This window comes from Paenibacillus mobilis, from assembly GCF_058267595.1.
Genome location: NZ_JBZCMS010000003.1, coordinates 121,346 through 138,496 on the forward strand (window position 1 = coordinate 121,346; position 17,151 = coordinate 138,496).

Below are 17,151 nucleotides of genomic sequence, written 5' to 3' on the forward strand. Positions count from 1 at the left end.
GATGATATCAAATAGGGTACGGTACGTACTGTACCTTAAATGAACGAGGAGTGAATATAATGGTTAATCCCCAAGCTCAAGGAGAGGCAATAAAACCTCCCAAAGAAAAAATAGACCCCGGCATTTTGAAAGTTGCCCTTATTCTGGTGTTCGGCGCCATCGCTTCCCAGCTGGATTCAACGATGGTCAATGTGGCGATCAACACGCTTGCAACCGATCTGCACAGCACGGTATCGGCGATTCAGTGGGTTATCACGGGTTATGTATTGACGATGGGGCTGGCCGTTCCGATTTCGGGTTGGGCGATTCAGCGGTTTGGCGGGAAAAATGTATATATGTTCTCCCTGTGGGTGTTTCTCATTTCTTCCGTTTTATGCTCCTTGGCGTGGAACACCGGCAGTCTGATCTTCTTCCGGTTAATTCAGGGGATAGGCGCGGGCCTGCTCATTCCGACGATGCAAAATGTGCTCGTACAATCGGCGGGGGGCCGCGGCCTCGGCAAGCTGATTTCGATCATTAGCATTCCGGCGCTGCTGGGGCCGATTCTTGGCCCGGTCATTGGCGGGCTGATCATGGATAATATGAGCTGGAGATGGATCTTCTACGTGAATATTCCGATCATGCTAGCCGCTCTCTGGCTGTCTGGGAGACATATTCCGAAGGATGAAGCTTCTAACCACAAACCAAGACTGGACGTAATGGGGTTCCTTTTATTGTCCCCCGCGTTTGCGGTTCTGATTTACGGCATTTCACAAATTAGTTCTCATGGGCAGTTCTTCTCGGCGGGCGTGCTTGTTCCTCTGGCGGCCGGACTGGTCCTGCTTGCTGCCTACATCGTGTATGCTATGCGTTCGAGCCAGCCTCCGCTGGTCGATTTGCATTTATTCCGCTCCCGGCATTTCCTGGCGTCGAACGTTACCTTGTTTCTTTCGGGCATGGTCATGAACGGGGCGCTGCTGCTGCTCCCGCTTTATTACGAGCAGGTTCGCGGCGAAAGTGTGCTGATGACGGGGCTTCTCTTGATTCCTCAAGGCGTTGGGATGCTGATTACGCGTAGCTGGATCGGGGGGCTGGCTGACCGGGTTGGAGCAAGAAGCATCGTACTCATCAGCTTGGCTGTGATCCTTGTGGGCAGTATTCCTTTTGCATATGCGGGGGCGGATACCAACCATATCCTATTGGGTGCGGCTCAGCTTGTAAGGGGTGCGGCATTAAATGGCATCCTGATTCCGATTATGGTTTCCGCGTATAAAGGATTGCGGAAGGAGCAAATCCCGCACGCAAGCATCTCGACGCGGATCTTCCAGACGATTGGGGGCGCCTTCGGTTCAGCCGTCCTGGCGACCGTAATCGGGCAACAATTGCAGGGAGGGGCGGCAGCAAGCCTTACCTCGCTGGTCCACGCGTATCAAACCGCTTTCTGGTGGGCTGTCTGCTTTGCTGCTGTCTGTTTTCTTCCGGCCCTATTCTTGTCCGGTCGAGAGAAAATAAAGGGGTAAATGGGGTTGGGCCGCAGCTGATGTCTGCGGCTTTGCTTTTTTTTCACCGATACATAGGTTTCACTTATTGAGTTCCAGGCGTTAGCCCAGCTGCTATGATCGAGATGGAATCCCGGATAAATTCCTCATTCGGCACAGGAATATTTGAGAACCCGAGCAATGTATCGGAAACAAAATTTCCGTAGTTGAAGCGCATAAACAAGGCTACATAGGAGTCGATATTGCCGTCGATTAATTTCCCTTGCTTCTGCATTTCCTTGAAATAGTCCACTAAAAACTGTTGGATTTCTTCTACATTCTTGTGAAGCGTTAGATGGAGGTCCGGCATCGTGTTGCGCTCCAGGATCGAAATCATGTAGATTTGTTTGTTGCTCGCCATATAGTTTTGATAAATACTGGAGTACAGTAATAAATCATGTTTTAATTCGTATTTCAGGTTTTTCTCCAGCTGCTCTTTCACAAAGGACGCATAATGAAATTTATTTATAATTTCTTCTAAGATCTTTTTTTTGGTGCCAAATTGGCGGAATACCGTCATTTCACTTACAGAAGCGCTCTCCGCAATTTGTTTGATCGTGACCGCTTTATAACCTTTTGAGGCCATTAATGAAATGGCTGCTTCTAATATTTTATCCCCTGTCTCCATCTGGACCTCCGTATTTTCGCGAATAATGGTATCCCAAAGGAACAATCATTCTGAAGTTGGATTTATAGTTCTCTTCCGGGTATAACGTTGATGTATTTTTTTAATTTGATTGATAAACAAGCCGACAAGAATTGCTGAAACAATAGTTCCCTCTCTGATTCCTTGTAAATCCCCTAAGGTAAAGAGCGAAACAAGGAGTGCAAGGAGGACCAGCGAAGAATCAAAAGCCATCTTCACTCTCCCAAAGTTCCATTTGTACTTGATTGAAAGAGTTCTTACGATTCCATCGGCCGGATTAATAATCGTTTTTGCCGCTACTTGCAGAAAGACACCTAACGCGATCATGAAGCACCCAATGACTAATAAAATCAATTTTCCTAGATACATGGAAGGCTGAATATAAGAAAAAATCCACATGCCAAAGTCAATAAAAATCCCCAAAACCGGACCGATTAGCAACTGTAAATATTGAACCTTCGGGAAACTCGTCCTTAAGATCATGACTTGAACCAACACAAAAAGGATGGTCAGTAATATGGTGAATTGTCCTATCGTGGCAGGGAAAATGAAGCTTAATACATACGGAATACTAGTAATTGGAGAAGTGCCCAATTTGGCCTGAGTAACCATGGCTATTCCAAGCCCCATAATCAATATGCCGATAATTAAAATTATATAGGGTGTAATCCTTTTTTGCACAGTAATCATCTCCTTGAATGTTAGTTAGTAATAACTAACATCATAGTAGTGTCTTGTTTATGAATTGTCAAACGGGGCGTTTTTCCCTTTCGAATCAAACAAATTTCCCCGTAGACGTACGGAGCCCGCGGGAGCTACACTAGGGAAAGCGACAAGAATAAACTTAGCGGGAGCCTGTATAACGTGACCTTATTAGACCGTACTCCATCATGGAAGAAACTTAGCCTGTTTGCCGTAACATGGCCCATTTTTATCGATTCGGTACTGCGGATGCTGCTTGGCACGGTGGATGTCTTTATGTTAAGCCGCATCTCCGACGAGGCTACAGGGGCAGTGGGTTTAGCCAACGAGATCATTTATTTCTGCATTCTGATGTTCGGTTTTGTTGGAATCGGTACCAGTGTAGCGGTGAGCCAGTATATTGGTGCCGGAAGGGAAAAAGAGGCGAGCCGGATCTCGGCGATGGCTATTTCGCTCAATCTGATCTTCGGAATCCTTGTCAGCCTGGCCCTCGTTGGTTTCGGAGAATCCCTGCTGCGGCTGCTCAACTTAAATCCTGAACAAATTGATATCGCAAGCCGTTATTTGAAGATTATCGGCGGATTTATGTGGGTTGAGGCACTTTCTTATGCGGTATCGTCGGTGATTCGTTCGAGCGGGAACACCCAAAGCGTGATGTATGTGACTCTGGGCGTCAATATCCTGCATATCACAGGAAATTATTTGCTCATTTTCGGTAATCTCGGTTTTCCGGAATTGGGCGTTACAGGGGCTGCCGTATCCACGGTGATTAGCCGTTTGCTCGGCATAGTCGTTTTATTTCTCCTTTTGTATCGCCGGGTCCCTGCACCGATTCGCCGGAAGGATTACGTTTCCTGGAAAGCTTCTTATGCCAAACAGATTATGAGTGTCGGATTGCCGGCGGCGGGCGAGCATCTTTCTTGGCAGTCGCAGTACCTCATGGTGATCAGCTTCGTCAACATGATCGGCATTACGGCGTTGAATACGCATGTTTATGTTATGAACATATCGAATTATTTTATGGCGCTGGCGATGTCGATCGGGGCGGGAACCGAAATCATTGTCGGACAAATGGTCGGCTCGGGGGATATGAAAGCGGCTTACCAGAGGTTGATGAAAAGCGTGAGGATCAGCTTCGTATTGACGTTAGCAATCGTCGGGGTGGCCTCGCTATTCCGGCATGAGCTGATTGGCATGTTTACCAATGATCCTGAGATCATTGCGGCGGGAGCGGGTATTTTTCTGCTGTCTATCGTGCTCGAACCCGGACGAACTTTTAATACGGTGATCATCAATTCGCTGCGCGCGGCCGGGGATGCACGGTTCCCCGTCTTGATGGGCATGATCTCAATGTGGGGAGTTTCGGTGCCGCTGGCTTATTTGCTCGGCGTTCATTTCGGGATTGGACTGCTTGGCGTATGGATTGCTTTTACGCTGGATGAGTGGCTGCGCGGGGTGATGATGCTGCTCCGCTGGAGAAGCCGGGCCTGGGAGAAGAAAGCGCTGGTGAAGCCGGCTGCTGTTCCGGACAACAGCGTGGGTGTGGGGGCATAGGCTTAATAGGGTGTGGTAATATTACTTTAGGAAATCGAAGCGCAGATGTGTAACCATCTACGCTTCGATTGGATGACCTTCCGTTCCAAAGACGGTTGGCTTCAGCAAAGGTGACGATCAGAAAAGGTAGACCGCTATCCTTGGTGAGGGACGGTCTACTTTTTCTTTAAGTAGGTAAGCAAAGCCTCCTGAAGTGATCCAGCCTCCCCCGCAGCCCCTCCAGAACCTCCTCCGGAGCTTCTCTAATCCTTGCATCCTCCCCCAGAAATAGCATCCAGTTTATCATTTCCGCCAATTCTCTAGGTTTATCCACCTGCACAAAAGTACTTACAACCGCCGTGGTTTGATAAGGATCCGTATAGGCAATAAATGCTTTTAAGGGATGGTATTTCTTGTACTGGGCAATAGCACGCGGACCCGCTTCAAGTACAAGGTTGATTTCTTTTTCCTGTTTGCCGAGTTTTTCTAGGATCTTTTTCGGACTTAACCTCCTCTTCTCCGGGTAGGGTTTGACATCGGTCAGTTGGTCCACGGGAACAATCCTCTTCTTTTCGTCCTTTAAGTCAAAGCCTTCGATCGTCCAAAGGCCTCTGTCATGGTAAAGGTGCAGGAGGTAAACGGGATAAGCGCGGATGCCCCTCTCTTCTTCAACGCTGATCGTTAAATAGCTGTCCATGAGCAGGTTTTGGATAAGCTTTTCCAGCATGGGGTGGGGAAGGTCCGAAAGCTCGAGCAAATCGGGATTATGAGGGTTGGTCCCTTCAAATAGCAGGATTTGATTCAATAATACAAGGTCGTCCTGCTGGTTGGCTGAGATGAGGCCCAGTAATTTCTCGGCTAAAGACTGCCGGCTCTTCAGATAGGGAAGCTGCGCATTTCTTGTGGCCATAAAGGCAATAAACAGAGCTTTAACCTCATTATCCGTAAAACGCACCCCCGGCAGTAGAGCATTATGCATCACAAAATAACCGCCATCCCTGCCGACTTCCGCGACAAGCGGCATCCCCAAGGCTTCGATTTCCCGGATGTCCCGGATCGCCGTCGAACGGGAGACGCCGAATTCCTGCATGATTTCAGCAATGGTAAAGCGGGAGCGGTTGTTGATATACCGCATGAGGGTGTTGATCCGTTCAACTTTTTTCATGGGGGCTCCTAAATGGTATCATTTTTTGACATGATTTAAAGCTATCATATATTCATCAAGTACAGCAAACAATTCGACAACCACTCACTGAATTTGAGAGAAGGAAGGTTATAACAAATGGCAAACTATACGTTGGAAGAGAAAGACAGCTTTGTCGTGTATGGACTGGGAACCGAGCTTAAGAGCCATTACACGGACTTTGCCGGCTTAAACAAGGAGAAATCCGACTTCTGGCAGGCCGTCAGCGAGGATGGAAGGCTTGATACGTTAAAAGGGCTGGCTGCCAACGACTACCTTTTTGTCGTAAACGAAGCAGTGAATAATAAGATGATGTTTTATGCCGGTGTCCTGACAGAGGACGCGCAAGCGGCGCCTGCAGCGGAGGGGTCCAGGGTGATCCAATTCCCTGAAGGAGAATATGTGGTGGTAAGAGGGGAAGGGAAGACGGTCGATGAATTAAATACCAAGCTGACCGGCCTTGCCTTTGGCGAAGCCCTTTCGGAAGCTCAAAATCATGCTTATGTAGGCGGGCCGAATACAGCAGTTGTGATGGGAGAGCGGGACGGCCTGCTTGTTGGCGAGATGTGGATTCCGGTTGTAAGGAAATAAGAAGAGAGAGGGTGCTGCCGGAAGTGTCTTATACCGTTGATTTTAAAAAGGTTTCCACATTGGGTTTGGAATCCTCACCCGTTGCAGAAACGCTGGCCGGTCTTCGCGCCAATGAAGCCCGTTATTTCATGAACAAATACAAACATGAGTTTACGGTAGTGCCGGCTGAAGAAAGCCAGGAGACCCTGGATTATGTAAACCGGGTTTTGAAAGAGGAACGGGGAATCGCGTTTGCGGCCAAACCGCTGGAAACGTCGCGTTTTCAGGTGGAGAATATCGACTGGGCTTTCGTTTTTTATGAGAGTGGTCTCGAAGTCAACGTTTTGTATACGGTGGATGACCCTAGGAAACGGGCCGTCGGCTTCAAGCTTTCCGAGGGAATGGAAATACCTCCCGAGCTGGAGGGGAAGTTCAAGTTTGCCCGGCAGAAGTCCAAATTGGCTGGAACGATTCGCGGTTCGTTTTTTGTCATTAAAGGCGAATATTAATTGAAAATAAGCAAAAACCCGGCAAATCTGCCGGGTTTTTCTATGTAGGATTAAATTGCGCATAAAGAGCCGCTATGGTATCATGAAAAAACCACTAGTGTCGATTTATGAAAAAACATCATAGTTATCCTATCATATCTACAATTTAATCTTACCATAGGACACGGCGGTTGTCAAATGTGCTTTTTCGGAAATATCGGAAGGGGTGTTCGGGAATGGTCAACGAGCAGGATTGGAACCAGGAGCAGGAGCGGCTGAGCAAGGTGACAAAGCAGCTGCAGGAGCGAATCGCCGAGCTGGAGCCGGAAGTGGACGGACTGCAGAATCAGGCGGGGGAAATCCGCAAACGCTTCTGGGAAGAAGTAACCGTCAACACGGCTTCGGATGAGGATTTTGAGGAAACGTTCCACAGCATTAAGCAGCAGGAAGCGTTGTTGTCGGAGCGGGAGCGAAGCTACCGGCTGAAGCTGCAGCAATGGAAAAGTCTGCAGCGGCTGCTGCCGTCCCCCTACTTTGGCCGTATTGATTTCACGGAGGAGGGGCTTGGCTTCAACGAGCAGGTTTATATCGGGGTATCGTCTTTCGTTGATTCGGAAGGCTTGAATTTTCTGATTTACGACTGGCGGACGCCTATTGCGAGCATGTACTATGACTATTCCCCCGGACCAGCCGCGTATGACACGCCGGCCGGACGCATCGAAGGCGCTATGGAGCTGAAACGGCAGTATCAAATCCGGAATGGCCGGCTGCAAAGCGTATTCGATACGAGCTTAACGATCGGCGACGAGCTGCTGCAGCAGGTGCTCGGCAAAGGTGCGGACTCGCAGATGAGGAGCATCGTGGCGACCATCCAGAAGGAACAAAATGCGATTATCCGCGACGACCGAAGCCGGATGCTCATTGTTCAAGGGGCGGCGGGCAGCGGGAAAACCTCTGCGGCTTTGCAGCGCGTGGCTTATTTGCTTTATAAAGACCGAGAGCGTTTAAAGGCCGATCAGGTCGTTCTTTTTTCACCGAATCCGATGTTTAACAGCTATGTCTCGACCGTGCTCCCCGAGCTTGGCGAAGAGAACATGCAGCAGGCGACCTTCCAGGAATACCTGGAGTATGGGCTTGGCACTGCGCTGCGTTTAGAGGATCCGTTTGACCAGATCGAATACGTGCTGAGCGAACAATCCACGCGGGAGTATGAGGCCCGGCTCAAGGGGATCGAATATAAGGCGTCGGCGTCCTTCCTTCAAGCTCTGCAAAATTATGCCGGGTGGCTGGGGCAGGAGGGGATGCGATTTAACGGCATTCGGTTCCGGAACCGCGATCTGATCACGGCTGGGCAAATGAAGACGCAGTTTTACAGTTATGATCCTTCGATCCGCTTGGCGGTTCGCGTAGGCATGCTCCAGGAATGGCTGCTGAAGGAATTGACCCTGCTGGAGCGCAAGGAACGAAAGGAGCCGTGGGTGCAGGAGGAGCTGAATTACCTCGACAATGAGCAGTACGCTGATGTGCATAAGGAACTGCACAAGGAGAGGGGCGTTTTTGACTTTGCCGAGAAATATGAAGAGGTTCAAGAATTTCTGCAGAACAAACCGCGGCGGGACGAAGCCGACTTCGATTATGCGGAGCGGGAGGAAGAGCTGCTGAGCCGTCAGATCGTTAAAGAGCAGTTTAAACCGCTCAGAAGAAACGTGAAAAAGATGCGGTTCATCGACATGGCTGGACTGTACGTCCAGCTGTTCGGCAGTAAGGACGTTTATGCAGCGATGACGAAGGAGAAGCACGTTCCGGAGCTTTGGGTGGAGATTTGTGAACAAACCCGGGAGAAGCTTAGCCGGCTGGAGTTGTTCTACGAGGATGCCACGCCGTTTCTATATCTGAAAGAGCTGGTCGAGGGCGTGCGGATCAATACGCAGGTCAAACACGTTTTCGTCGATGAAGGCCAGGATTACTCGATGTTTCAATATGAGTTTCTGAAAAAGCTGTTCCCCCGCGCCCGCATGACGGTGCTCGGCGATTTCGGCCAGGCCATCTTCACCCAGGCCACGGAGTTGTACGGGGCGGATTCGCCGCTAATCGGGCTCTATGGGGAGCCTGACACCCGTTTGATTCGGCTTGTCCGCAGCTACCGGTCCACCCGCGAAATCGTGGAGTTCACGAGATCCATGCTGCCTGACGGCCAGGAGATCATGCCCTTTGACAGAAGCGGAGGGAAACCGCTCCTCACGCAGGCGGCAAGTCAAGATCGATTGGCGGCGCAAATAGCGGAAGATGTGGCGGCGCTGCAAGCGGAAGGTTTCGCCTCCATTGCGGTCATCACCAAAACCGCCGCTGAAAGCATCGAGGCCCACGACCTGCTGAACGCTCATGGAGGCGCGCAGCTGCGGCTCATTACGAAAGAGACGCCAACCTTCGAGAACGGGGCCGTGGTCATTCCCGCGTATCTGGCGAAGGGCGTAGAATTCGACGCCGTTTTGATTTACGACGCTTCTGCGGAAGTTTATCGCCGGGAAAGCGAGCGCAAGCTTTTTTATACGGCGTGTACCCGCGCCATGCACCGGCTTCAGCTGTACGCCGCGAGGGCATGGACGCCGTTCATTCAAGATGTGGACGCTTCTTTGTATTTGTTGACTAATGGCGAATAGGCGGGAGCTCCCCCGAAGGGGTGTCCGATATATAAATTTTGCCCTCGTTATCGACGGAGGCGAAGAAAATGTCCTCCTGGCGAAGGCCTTTGGCTTGCAGCTGCTCCTTCAGCCAGGATGAATCTTTGTGGATGTAGCTTAATGATTCTTCATACACGGCTCCTTCCACAATCAACGGATAAGAAACGTCCTTATGGAGTTCAGGAAGTCTCGTATGGTTAGGGATCGGAGCGGAAGGAGGGTCTTTTTTATACACGGTTAACTTGCCGTTAGCCTCGAGAATCGCGAATTCGACGTCGGCCATATGAAAGACATCCTTCTCACGCAGCATTTGCAGAATGTTATCTATGGAATACCTTACTTTCTTCAGGTTATGGATTACAAATTTCCCCTGGCTAACGACGATGGTGGGTTCAAAAGTGATCAGCTTCCCGAGTTTTCTCCATTTAACGGTCAAGAAGGAGACTCCACGCTGCATCAGGGCGATCAGCACAATGGCAACGGCGGTATGAATATGCGCAATGTTGGGATCGGCGATATCAGCGCCAACGACCGCTCCCAAAGCGAGGATGACCAGAAAGTCGAACACCGGCAGCTCGCCGATCGATCTTTTGCCCATAAACAATCCTGCAACCAGCATGAGGGGGAAGATAGTGAAGATCCTTCCAGCTACGAGCAGCGAATCTTTAACGGTATCCATCCACATTCAGACTTGCCCTGCCTTTATCAAAAATTTGTCAGGTGTTTAATGGATATCTTACCCTATTGTTTGTTTAACATACACCCGGCGGATGCCCTTACTTCCGCGTCGGGACGGGAAAAGGAAGGGCCGTCACGCTGGCATTAGCCTTAGCCCTAGATTGCGGCATTTATTAAAAACAAGAGCGGCCTTCCGCAGCATAGACTAATAAATGCTGGAGGCCGCCCTGTTTATTTCTGAAATGACTTTCCGCCTTAGTGCCCGGCAATTATTGGATTAGTGCAGTCCGCCATAGCTTTTATAGGTTGCGTATACCGTGTTGGCATATTGATCCGCCAGAATAGGCCGGCCGTAAGAATCCGTGGCGCCTGGATACCAGCCCGGTCCCCCGTTGTAATTGACCAGGCCTCTCCATACGTCGCCGTTTGCCAGGTTAATCATGTCATTAAGGATCATGGCTCCCATATATACCTGATCCTGCTGATCGTTGTGGTTATAGGCATGTCCAAACGTGGAGCTGAATTCGCCTGCATAAGCGTTTCTGGTGTTCGGTTCAACCTGCATTAACCCGTCGCCGCCGGAGACGCCGCCTAAATTCGTTCCGTAGCTCGTTTCCTGTTTGATTACGGCGCAAATGAGCAAAGCGAAATCCCCGTTTTTGCCGAACCGGGTATCCGCATTTACGGCATAATTCCATATATAGGCGGGAGCCTCCGAAGGTTTGGATACGTTCGAGGAGCCGCTTGTGACAAGGCTGAAGGCTTCCCATGCGCCACCTACGGCTGTTTTTGTCGCGGCCAGCACCGCGCCGTTATTTAAATCCGCAGATACATATTGATTATTGGCCAAAGCTTTTAGCGCAATGGTCCCGTCGGCCAAGGCAACTTTCGTGAATTTCTCCCATTGCTGGATGCTGGTGCTTCTGGCGATCAGCTTGGCTCCCTGATTGAGATCCGCGGCTACATATTTGTTGTTGGCCATAGACAAAAGGGATAGGGTGCCGTCCGAGTTGTTGATGACCTGGAATTGCTCCCAAGTGCTTGCGGAGGTCCGATTGGCGACGAGCGGGGCATTGCCGTAATTATCGGCGCTAACATAATTGTTGTTTGCCCGTGCTTGGAGGCTGTATAAAGACGCTGCCGATACCTTTGCTGGTTGGACCACAATCAGCGTAACTCCTAATAACAACGCTAACGAAAAAGCGATCGTTCTTTTAAAAAAAGAAGGAATATTCATCTTCAACACATCCTTTTTTTAAAAAATATGAAAGCGATTACATTAAACGAGGCCAGAAATAGTGTCAAAACTCCCCTTATTGCTTGTCACCCCCTTGCCGGGATGGATGTGGACAGTGGAAACGGCTTTTCTAGCAGAGAGCCATAACCCTGTGTTAGCTTATTATCCATAAAAATACAATATTTGTAAACGTTTTTTTGCGCTATGAATGGACGCGGCTTGCATCGGATCAGCTGCCTGATCGATATGGATTTGGTCTGCCAATTTTGGTAATTTCGTTAGGAGATGCTAGGTTGCCATCTATGTTATTATGGGCATGGCAGAGTAAAATCCTGACCCGATAGATACAATCCCTACTTTAGGAGTGTGAACCGTGATCTCGAAAATCCGTCCTTATGAGGAAGCTGACCGCTTGGATGTCTACCGTCTGCAAAATCAGACCTACAATTCTCCGCTCGGGGAAGAAATGTTTGAATTGCAGGAGGATCGCTCGAAGTCTTATCCCTTTTTCAAAAGAATTGTAGGAATCGATGAGAACAATCGGATTATTGGAATGGCTGAAGCCTATCATTATACGGGTCACACGCCGGACGGGTTTCTGGTCGTAAGTGTTGTCGTGGACGAGCCCGAACGCGGCAAAGGTTGCGGACGTCAGCTCAGCGAAGCTCTTCATGAAGAAATCGACGGGGAAAAATGGAACGGCCTGCTCATTTCGATCCGGGACAATGATACGCTTTCCCTTCAGTGGGCAAAAAACCGCGGCTACCAGGAAAAGGCGCATCAATTCGAATCGGTTCTCGACCTGAGCGCGTTTCCGACGGATACTTTTGAGGCTGACCTGGAAGCCGTTCGCCAACGGGGAATTACGCTTTGTACGGCCGTCGATTTTCCGATTGAACCGAACATGGCCCATTATTACGAGGTTTTGAACCGGATGACCCGGGATACGCCTGATTCCCAAGGCGCGTTGGATATCCCTTATGAAATGTTTGCGGGGATCGCGAGAAGAATGATCCCTGACGCGACTTTTCTGGCTATGGCAGGCAATGAGATCGTGGGAGTCACGGTATTGATGCCGCAGGGCGACGAGATGTATACCTTTTTCACGGGAACAGCAAGGGAGTATCGGGGAAAAGGCATCGCCCGCGCCCTGAAGCTGCTTTCCTTCCAGTACGCAAACGAGAAAGGGATCATGAAGCTAAGAACGAACAACCGCTCGACCAATGCCCCGATGCTGGCGATCAACCGGGCGCTCGGGTACGTTTCGGAGCCGGGGAAATGGATTTTGGAAAAAAGCCTTGGCAGCAAGGCGTAAATGACAGCCTTTAATGATCTCAAGGGGGTTCTCGCAAGAGAACGCCCTTGTTTTATAATCAGTATGTTTTAACAATAGGGATATTTGTGTAATTAAATATTACACCAATCTTAGGTATATAGAACTAAAGCGCAATGAAAAACTCGATTTAAGTCACTATATGTAACATAAAAGTCTTTGAAACCTCCGTAAACAATGTGGTATGCTTCTGTTGTGTAATATATACTTACATAAGGGAGGGTGTTGCAGAATGAACTATGCAAAGAAGAGAAAGGCGGTCAAAATGATGACGGTACCGATCTTGGGTCTGGCGTTATTGGGAAGTGCCATTCCGGCCTCTGCCATGAATTCCACCAGCCTGATCGTCGACGCGGCGACGACGACCAAGGCTCTTCAGGATTTGCACGCTGTCGTGCAGCAAGCTAAAAGCGTCAGCCTGAAGGATTATCCAGCCCCCTACGCGGATGAGGTCAGATATGCGCTTGGCATGGTGAGCAACATTTCGCCGAACAGCACTGTGTACAAGATTAACGAAGCCAGACTCGAGCTGCAGGTCGCGCTCGATTCGCTGACGATCGACTTGGAAAAGGCTACTATCGCAGATATGCAGGCGGCGGTCAAGGCAGGGAAGCTGACCTACGAGCAGCTGGTCAACATGTATTTAACCCGGATTGATCTTTATAATAATTATACGGTTCGCTTAGACGCGGTTGCGAGTCTCAACCCCCACGCTATAGAACTAGCGAAAACGAGCGATGCCGCCGTTAAGGCAGATCCCTCCAAGGCGGCGGGCATGTTTGGCATTCCCGTTCTGATCAAAGACAACATAGGGACGGCGAAGGCTGACGGCATGCCGACAACGGCCGGATCGATCGCTTTGGCCAACAACTTTCCTGATCAGGATTCCTTCCTTGCAGGCCAGCTTAAGAAATCCGGGGCGATTATTCTGGGGAAAACCAACCTGTCCGAATTCGCGAATTTCATTACCAGCGGGATGCGGAACGGTTATTCGACCTTGCAAGGCCAGGTCCTGAACCCTTATCTGCCCAATGTGCTGGACGTTTCCGGTTCGTCCTCCGGCTCGGGTTCGGGCGGGGCTGCAGCTCTTGCAGCCATTACAATCGGTACGGAAACTTCCGGGTCCATCTTATCACCGTCGCAGAAAAACTCGCTTGTCGGGTTGAAACCGACGGTGGGGCTTGTCAGCCGCAGCGGCATCATTCCTTTGTCGCACAGCCAGGACACGGCCGGGCCGATGGGACGGGACGTATCCGACGTCGCCACGCTGCTGTCCGCGATGCAGGGCTTCGATCCGGATGACATTCATATGAACATGGGCGTTAACAATGATATCAAGGTGGATGAAGCCTATTTCAAGGCGCATACCGAAACAAATTACATCGATTACTTGAAGGAAGACGGTCTGAAGGACAAAGTTCTCGGCGTCTATCGGACACCAAATAAGGAGACGCAGCCGGATGTGTATGAAGCCTTCCAGAAAGCGGTCCAAGTCCTGAAAGATCAAGGCGCAACGATCGTTTATGCCTCGAATGGCGGTGACATGGGGGATGAGCTGCCAAGCGCTCCGGCCTCCAAGGTCCTGTATTATGACTTCAAGGAAGATATAGAAAATTATTTGAAAGCCCAGAAGAGCCCTGTTTTGGCCAGCGACAATAAAACGGTCATTACGAGTTTGCAGGATATTATCGACTACAACAAAAAACATCTCGATGTATTGAAGTACGGCCAGACCATTCTGGAGGAAGCCGTTACTTACGATATGACGCCGGGCTCTGCCGATTACAAAACCAGAGACGCGCAGCGGGCCGCCGATGTCGCGTATTCCCGCAAGAACGGCATTAATTATTTGCTGGATAAGTATAAACTGGACGGCTTGATCGGCCTGAACGGTGCAACGACCGGCATTGCGGCAAAAGCCGGTTATCCGAGCATTACGGTTCCGACGGGCTACCGGACGGCTGAAGGCGGAAACGGGGAGCCGATCAACCTGCAGATCACAGGCGATGCTTTTACCGAGGAAAAGCTGATCGAAATGGGTTATGCCTATGAACAGGCGACCCAAGCGCGCGTCGCACCCGGCATGGCCGTCAAGGACCGCTTGAAGGCGCTGCTGGATGATGCGGAGTCTGCGGAGCTGACCGGGGAAGCCTATGACGAGGCGTTTGCCGTCTACAGCAGCAATTTCTCCACTGCAAAAGAGGTGAACGACGCGGCAAACCGCCTCTATGTAGAGCTTTATCACTCCTGGTGGCCGGATTTCCGGAAAGAACTTTCAGCTCTCGCGGTGAAATGAAAGCTGAAAAGTTTAGAAGATTCGCCTATAGTAGCAAAGAAGTAAAAGGCACCCGCTGCGGGTGCCTTTTTTACTGATATCCCAAGGAGAGTCACTCCTGCGTCAGCGACTTCCTGTCGATCGCTTCCGGTTGTTTTTCCAGCCAGCCATGCTTTACCATAATGCTGTAACAGTCTGATCCGGCTTCCATGGCATGGTCAAATACCTGCTTGTAGTTAAGGACGATATCGGACCTCAACGTGGAGCCTATAGCCGCACCATAATAAGAAAGGGCTGCATTTACCAGAAAAGCGGCATGGAACATCATCAGCTTGTCCGAAAACGGGCTTGCCGTTGAATCGGTAAGCTCATCTTCCCACTTGTGAGGCGTGGAGAGGTTTTCCCGTTTTAAGAAAGCGTCAAAACTTTCAGCGTCCTTTCCCGATAGTTTGACGTTCTTTAACAGGAACTTCTTTACATCTTCCTGCTCGGAGACCTGGCTGAAAGCCATGCTTAACGTACTGACAAATCCGGTTTTCTTGGAATTAAAAAAGAGATTGGTGATTTCGGAGGAGTTCATTGGCCTTTTATCTCCGATCAGGTTGGAAAAGACCCCGGTGGATTGCACCAGCTCCACGCTGTCAGGGGAAGGGACGGAGGGGACGGGGGAAAATCTTGGCTCCGACTTGGCCAAATCCGAAATTTTTTGAAATAATTGAGTGGTCGAAGTGATGCACTTGGCAAAATGATCCTGGACGTCCTTCCTCTCGCAGCTCGTAACGGCCAAACTGTAGGCGGTTAACCCATGAATGGTCATAATATAAGAATAGAACAGCACAAAGGCATCGGAGAACAGGCGCGGAGCCTCCAAATTCACGTCGCTTTCGTTAAAGCCTACGGGAATGTGAAAGGCCTCGTTCTTCAAAAGCTTCGTAATTTGTTTGACTTGGCTTTCGCCTAATTGAACTGACAGCTCCAATATCGGCTTGATTTCCTCGGTTTCATTTATTTTTAAGAAATATTTATATACGCATAGGGACATCGTATCGCCCAGGTACTGAAGCCATAGCGCGGAGACCTCCGCAGCGGTTAAAGGTTTTTTTTCATTGTCGGCCTTGCTTGAGGGTGTAGATGTGGACATAATTAGTGAAGTCCTCCCAACATAGTTAAGTTAGCTGCTGCAAACAAAAGTAGTTTGTGGGAGTTCCTAGACAAATATGCACCTTATCCGGAATTTGCCGCTACGGGATTTTGAATATGGAACCTCAGGGAGTGATGGAATTCGAAAGCCTGGCCGAAAAGGTAAAGAAGGAGCTTGCCTTTTTTCAGTCTCTCTCGGCGGGGTATAAAAGCATGGACCTTTACCGCCGGAGAAAAGGAGATTTGGCCTAATTTCCTACCCTGATCGCAAACAACGCGTCTTTTAGCCTATATACCACGATGTAAATAGGTACTTTAGAACCGACAAAAAGCAGGCGGTTTCCACTATAATAAGAAATAGAATTTTCGACATTTGTCAACATTTTCCTAGAAAAGGTGAGTTTGTCTATGTTTTCTCCTTTCCAAAAGAAGAAGAGCAGTCCCGGGCAGCAATCGCAAGAGGATTATGGCATGAGGACAGAGCTGGAGGCCTTGCAGGAGGAAGATGAGCTGTCAGGGAATACGGCCGAGTACGCAGCCTATGAAGAGTCTTCCGGCTCTATTTTTGCGGCCAATAAAGGTCATATGGATAAAAGATCGCTTGATCTTGTGTTTGCCGTCGAGCAGATGATCAAAGCCAAGCAGCATCTCGAAGTCAGCTTTAATGACGCTCAGGATCGGCTGAGCCACGCAAGCGGCCAAAATGATAGATTAAACAGGGATATTAAGAATCTGGGCAAGGTCATCGAGGAGCGCGAGAAAAGCATCCTGGATCTGGAGCAGCGGCTGAGCGACAAAAACCTAAAGGTTGACCAGATGATGGAAGATTACAGAGAGCTTCAGACCGCTTTGTCCGGCGAAATCGATGAACTTAAATCCGTCATTGAATTTGAACGCCAAAATTATAAAAGTTTGCTTCAGAAATACAATGAAACGACCGCGGACAAGAACAAAAAAATCGGCGAGCTGGAAGAGAAAAACTCGCGACTTGAAGTCGAGCTCTCCCAAATGAAACAGAAATTTGACGCCCTTCGCCAAGAGAAGACACATCTCCTTAATATCGTAAATGATTTCACCAACCGGATGACTTCTCCATTTAATTCAAGCGGAGGCACGTTGGATGGAGGTTCAACCGATTAAGTTCATCTAGGGTTTGGACAGAGAAGGA

At 49.6% G+C, this 17,151-nt stretch carries 14 protein-coding genes; 8 read left to right on the forward strand and 6 right to left on the reverse strand.

Annotated elements, in window-relative coordinates; genetic code table 11:
• Positions 1 to 59: 59 nt before the first annotated feature.
• Positions 60 to 1,499 (forward strand): MDR family MFS transporter, encoded by a 1,440-nt coding sequence (locus tag AC3ZPD_RS06895; protein ID WP_490983542.1) that lies wholly within the window; start codon positions 60 to 62, stop codon positions 1,497 to 1,499.
• A gap of 64 nt (positions 1,500 to 1,563) precedes the next feature.
• Here the strand turns inward: AC3ZPD_RS06895 and AC3ZPD_RS06900 are convergent, their stop codons facing one another.
• Together AC3ZPD_RS06900 and AC3ZPD_RS06905 are read right to left on the reverse strand one after the other, a co-directional pair.
• Positions 1,564 to 2,145, reverse strand: coding sequence for a TetR/AcrR family transcriptional regulator (locus tag AC3ZPD_RS06900; protein ID WP_490983543.1), 582 nt, complete (start codon positions 2,143 to 2,145; stop codon positions 1,564 to 1,566).
• Positions 2,146 to 2,190: 45 nt separating this feature from the next.
• Positions 2,191 to 2,844: a YczE/YyaS/YitT family protein gene (locus AC3ZPD_RS06905; RefSeq protein ID WP_490983544.1), complete on the reverse strand. Its 654-nt coding sequence runs from the start codon at positions 2,842 to 2,844 to the stop codon at positions 2,191 to 2,193.
• A gap of 183 nt (positions 2,845 to 3,027) precedes the next feature.
• Between AC3ZPD_RS06905 and AC3ZPD_RS06910 the strand changes: the two genes are divergently transcribed.
• Positions 3,028 to 4,419 carry an MATE family efflux transporter gene (locus AC3ZPD_RS06910; protein ID WP_490983545.1) on the forward strand — a complete coding sequence of 464 codons (1,392 nt, stop codon included), beginning with the start codon at positions 3,028 to 3,030 and terminating at the stop codon, positions 4,417 to 4,419.
• Positions 4,420 to 4,585: 166 nt separating this feature from the next.
• Here the strand turns inward: AC3ZPD_RS06910 and AC3ZPD_RS06915 are convergent, their stop codons facing one another.
• Positions 4,586 to 5,563 (reverse strand): helix-turn-helix transcriptional regulator, encoded by a 978-nt coding sequence (locus AC3ZPD_RS06915; RefSeq protein ID WP_490983546.1) that lies wholly within the window; start codon positions 5,561 to 5,563, stop codon positions 4,586 to 4,588.
• A 117-nt stretch (positions 5,564 to 5,680) separates the two neighbouring features.
• Here AC3ZPD_RS06915 and AC3ZPD_RS06920 point away from each other — a divergent pair, with 117 nt between their 5' ends.
• From AC3ZPD_RS06920 to helD, 3 genes are all read left to right on the forward strand, one after another.
• Positions 5,681 to 6,172: a GyrI-like domain-containing protein gene (locus tag AC3ZPD_RS06920; protein WP_490983547.1), complete on the forward strand. Its 492-nt coding sequence runs from the start codon at positions 5,681 to 5,683 to the stop codon at positions 6,170 to 6,172.
• Positions 6,173 to 6,195: 23 nt separating this feature from the next.
• The gene (locus AC3ZPD_RS06925; RefSeq protein ID WP_490983548.1) at positions 6,196 to 6,660 is read left to right on the forward strand and encodes a DUF8821 family protein; all 465 of its coding nucleotides are present in this window, start codon (positions 6,196 to 6,198) and stop codon (positions 6,658 to 6,660) included.
• A 215-nt stretch (positions 6,661 to 6,875) separates the two neighbouring features.
• Entirely contained in the window at positions 6,876 to 9,299 is a 2,424-nt protein-coding gene (gene helD / locus AC3ZPD_RS06930; protein WP_490983549.1) for an RNA polymerase recycling motor HelD, read from the forward strand.
• On the opposite strand, the gene AC3ZPD_RS06935 is transcribed toward helD, so the two are convergent.
• Entirely contained in the window at positions 9,286 to 10,005 is a 720-nt protein-coding gene (locus tag AC3ZPD_RS06935) for a DUF421 domain-containing protein (RefSeq protein ID WP_490983550.1), read from the reverse strand. The genes helD and AC3ZPD_RS06935 overlap by 14 nt on opposite strands.
• Before the next feature lie 270 nt (positions 10,006 to 10,275).
• On the reverse strand, positions 10,276 to 11,235 hold the full coding sequence (locus AC3ZPD_RS06940; protein WP_490983551.1) for a transglycosylase SLT domain-containing protein: 960 nt from the start codon (positions 11,233 to 11,235) through the stop codon (positions 10,276 to 10,278).
• 373 nt (positions 11,236 to 11,608) lie between these two features.
• Between AC3ZPD_RS06940 and AC3ZPD_RS06945 the strand changes: the two genes are divergently transcribed.
• Together AC3ZPD_RS06945 and AC3ZPD_RS06950 are read left to right on the forward strand one after the other, a co-directional pair.
• Positions 11,609 to 12,550, forward strand: coding sequence for a GNAT family N-acetyltransferase (locus AC3ZPD_RS06945; RefSeq protein ID WP_490983552.1), 942 nt, complete (start codon positions 11,609 to 11,611; stop codon positions 12,548 to 12,550).
• A gap of 250 nt (positions 12,551 to 12,800) precedes the next feature.
• Positions 12,801 to 14,864, forward strand: a complete 2,064-nt coding sequence (locus AC3ZPD_RS06950; protein WP_490983553.1) for an amidase family protein — start codon at positions 12,801 to 12,803, stop codon at positions 14,862 to 14,864.
• A gap of 91 nt (positions 14,865 to 14,955) precedes the next feature.
• Here AC3ZPD_RS06950 and AC3ZPD_RS06955 read toward each other — a convergent pair whose 3' ends face one another.
• The gene (locus tag AC3ZPD_RS06955; protein ID WP_490983554.1) at positions 14,956 to 15,984 is read right to left on the reverse strand and encodes a DUF3231 family protein; all 1,029 of its coding nucleotides are present in this window, start codon (positions 15,982 to 15,984) and stop codon (positions 14,956 to 14,958) included.
• A 470-nt stretch (positions 15,985 to 16,454) separates the two neighbouring features.
• On the opposite strand from AC3ZPD_RS06955, the gene AC3ZPD_RS06960 reads away from it, so the two are divergent.
• Positions 16,455 to 17,123, forward strand: a complete 669-nt coding sequence (locus AC3ZPD_RS06960) for a hypothetical protein (RefSeq protein ID WP_490983555.1) — start codon at positions 16,455 to 16,457, stop codon at positions 17,121 to 17,123.
• Positions 17,124 to 17,151: the final 28 nt, after the last annotated feature.